The organism is Candidatus Protofrankia californiensis (assembly GCF_900634765.1).
Classification (GTDB): Bacteria; Actinomycetota; Actinomycetes; order Frankiales; family Frankiaceae; genus Protofrankia; species Protofrankia californiensis.
The window spans coordinates 1-2,627 of the sequence record NZ_CAAAFT010000339.1; the positions used below are offsets into that span (position 1 = coordinate 1).

3 protein-coding genes and 1 pseudogene are annotated in these 2,627 nt (G+C 73.4%); 1 reads left to right on the forward strand and 3 read right to left on the reverse strand.

Annotated features, from left to right (window positions below; all coding sequences use genetic code 11):
• The coding region (locus tag DD1DGNOD_RS17685; protein ID WP_206443267.1) for an ABC-2 family transporter protein at positions 1 to 141 on the forward strand (141 nt) is incomplete at its 5' end.
• 123 nt (positions 142 to 264) lie between these two features.
• On the opposite strand, the gene DD1DGNOD_RS17690 is transcribed toward DD1DGNOD_RS17685, so the two are convergent.
• The 3 genes and pseudogenes from DD1DGNOD_RS17690 to DD1DGNOD_RS17700 form a co-directional block, all read right to left on the reverse strand.
• A complete protein-coding gene (locus tag DD1DGNOD_RS17690; protein WP_013874083.1) occupies positions 265 to 1,410 on the reverse strand; it encodes a phosphotransferase family protein in 1,146 nt (381 codons plus the stop codon).
• On the reverse strand, positions 1,407 to 2,333 hold the full coding sequence (locus DD1DGNOD_RS17695) for a DUF7064 domain-containing protein (RefSeq protein WP_013874084.1): 927 nt from the start codon (positions 2,331 to 2,333) through the stop codon (positions 1,407 to 1,409). The genes DD1DGNOD_RS17690 and DD1DGNOD_RS17695 overlap by 4 nt, the downstream gene beginning before the upstream one ends.
• Positions 2,330 to 2,627 (reverse strand): annotated as a pseudogene (locus DD1DGNOD_RS17700) (long-chain fatty acid--CoA ligase); the annotation flags it as partial. The gene DD1DGNOD_RS17695 and the pseudogene DD1DGNOD_RS17700, both read right to left, overlap by 4 nt.

A 2,627-nucleotide genomic window follows, 5' to 3' on the forward strand; every position in this document is an offset into this window, starting at 1 on the left:
TACGTGCTCGACAAGCCCGATCCGCTGGGTCTGCCGTCCCTGTTCCGTTTCGCCTCCCCGCTGGTGGCCGCCGTTCTGCTGGCCCTCGCCGCCGCGGCCTGGCGCGCCGGCCTGCGCCACTACCGCTCCACCGGCAGTTGATCTCCAGACGGGCCGGGCACGTCTTTCGCACCGGTCTCATCCCGGGGCGGGCAGGCCAGGAGCTTCCTGGCCTCGGCGGCGGCCTGGATCGAGGCGGCCAGCTCCTCACCCTGGGTAAGGCGGTCACAGGTCCGCTCCTGTCGTGATGGGCCGGGCCGCGGCGAGGAAGCCCTCGACGAGGCCGGGCCGGGAGTAGTAGGCGTCGCCGATCCCGTCGGCCACCCGGCGGCGCTGGTACTCGAACAGGACGGCGAGCTTCCACAGCGCCATCGCCGTGTACCAGTCGACGTTGGCCACCTCGGTGCCGGTGGCGGCCGCGTAGCGGGCGGCCAGCTCGGCGCGGGAGGGATAGCCGTCGGCGAGGGTCGCCGCGCTCATCTCGGTCAGCGCGTGCGGTGGCTCGCCGGGCACCGCGTAGGTGGCCAGCAGGTAGCCGACGTCGCGCAGCGGGTCGCCGATCGTCGCCAGCTCCCAGTCGAGCACGGCGACCAGCCGGGCGGGCGGGTCGGCGGCGAGCATGACGTTGCCCAGCCGGAAGTCGCCGTGGACGATCGTCGGCGCGGCCGGCGCCGGCGGGTCGTCGACCAGCCATTCCAGCAGCGCGCCGAGTTCCCCCGGCAGGCCGTGCCCGTCGGGGTCGACGATCCGCGCGAAGCGCCGCAGGTGACGCGTGACATCGCCAGAGGGCCGCCCGAAATCCCCGAGGCCCGCGGCTGCGTGGTCGACGCGGTGCAGCGCGGCGAGCGTGTCGACGAGTGCCTCACCGACCGCGCGCCTGCCGGCCGGCGTGTCGAGCGCCGGTGGCGTGCGGGTGGTGGCGACGATCCCGGTGACGTGTGCCATGACGTAGAACGGCGCGCCGATCACCGCGGTGGACTCCTCGACGGCGAGGATCCGCGGCACCGGGACCGGTTCGTCCCACAGCGCCCGCTGCACCCGCGCCTCGCGGACGACGTCGTGGCCGCCCGGCGGGATCGGCGGTGGCGGTGGCCGGCGCACCACCACCCGGCGCTCGCCGTCGGACACCAGGTAGGTCAGGTTGGAGTGGCCCTCACCGATGCGCCGCAGCGTGATCGGCCCGCTGACCAGCCCGCGGTCGCGCAGGTAGGCCTCGAGCCGCGCGGTGCCGAAGGGCGGCGCACTCCCGACGGGCGAAGCGGCCTCGGCCGCCGGCGCGCTCCCGGCGGACGAGGCGGCCCTGACAGGTGGGACACCTCCGGCGGACGAGGCGGTTTCGACGGGCGGGGCGGTCTCGGAGGATGCGCTCACTGCGCGTCGACCAGCCGCTTCAGGTAGCCGCGGGGCCACAACGTCTCGAACTGCCCGGCGCCGGCCTCACCGTCGATGGTCACCTGGCAGGCAGCCTCGGACATCAGCGTGTCGGAGCCGACGGGCAGGTGCGCGATGGCGTAGCGCCGCATCCACAGGTGCGTCGTCCCGCCGCGGGCGTCGGTCAGCTCGGCTTCCAGGCTCTCCTGGCCCATCTCCCTGTCGTAGGTGGCGTGGTGGCGGCTGTCGACGATCGCCACCGGTTCGCCGTCACGCAGCACGTAGCCGTTGACGCCCAGCTCGCCGCGGGCGATGTGGAACATCGCGTTGAGCTCCGCGCCCGACGGGGTGCCGGCGGCGAGCCACTTCCAGTGGTGCACCGCGCTCCAGTGCCGCCGGCCCCAGGAGTGGTCGCGGTGGGCCCACACATCGGCGAACGGGATGACCCGCTCGCCGACCCGCAGGGTGCCCGACGCGCGCCCGGCCTGCTCGAAGCGGTTGGTCGCCATCCACGGCGGGCAGCCCGCCGGGTTCTCGCGGTAGCTGAAGGGCCGGTGGCTGGCCTCGAAACGGTAGTCGATGTCCACCTCGTCGCCGGCAAAAACGATCTCTGCGGTGCGCAGCGGGTCGGGCTGGCGCAGGTACAGGCCCGCACAGTGCCAGTCGTCCAGCTCGCTGGCGTCGCCCAGTTCGACGTTGAAGGCGCCCACGACGATGTTCCGCTCGCGCTCGGGGAAGTAGACGCAGATCTGCCGGCCGGCGACGCCGCGCCCGTCGGTCCAGACGTAGACCTGCGCGGCGATCCGCTCGGCGGGCAGGACCAGGTTCCAGAACAGGCTGTCGCGGGTCTTCACACCCGGCGCGACCCGGTGGCGCAGGTCGTCGCTCTCGACGACGTGACCGGTGGTGAACGTGACGCTCATGCGTAGAGCTCCTCGATGGTTTCGGCGTAGCGCTGCTCGATGGGCCTGCGCCTGAGCTTCGCTGTCGGGGTCAGCTCGTCGCCCCCGGGGACCCAGTCGTGGTCGAGTACCTTCCAGCGCTTGATCTGCTCGATCCGCGCGAGCTTCTGGTTGCCCCGCCGCACCGCGTCCTCGACGGCGGCGGCGACCTGTGGGTGGCGGGTGAGCGTCGCGAAGTCGGCCGGCGGGATGCCGGCCCTGGCCCGGAACGCCTCCAGGCCGTCGCGGTCGAGCACGATCAGCGCGACGTTGTAC

Coding starts and splice junctions, on each gene's coding strand:
- DD1DGNOD_RS17695 (WP_013874084.1), bottom strand. CDS start 2,333: ATGAGCGTCACGTTCACCACCGGTCACGTCGTCGAGAGCGACGACCTG.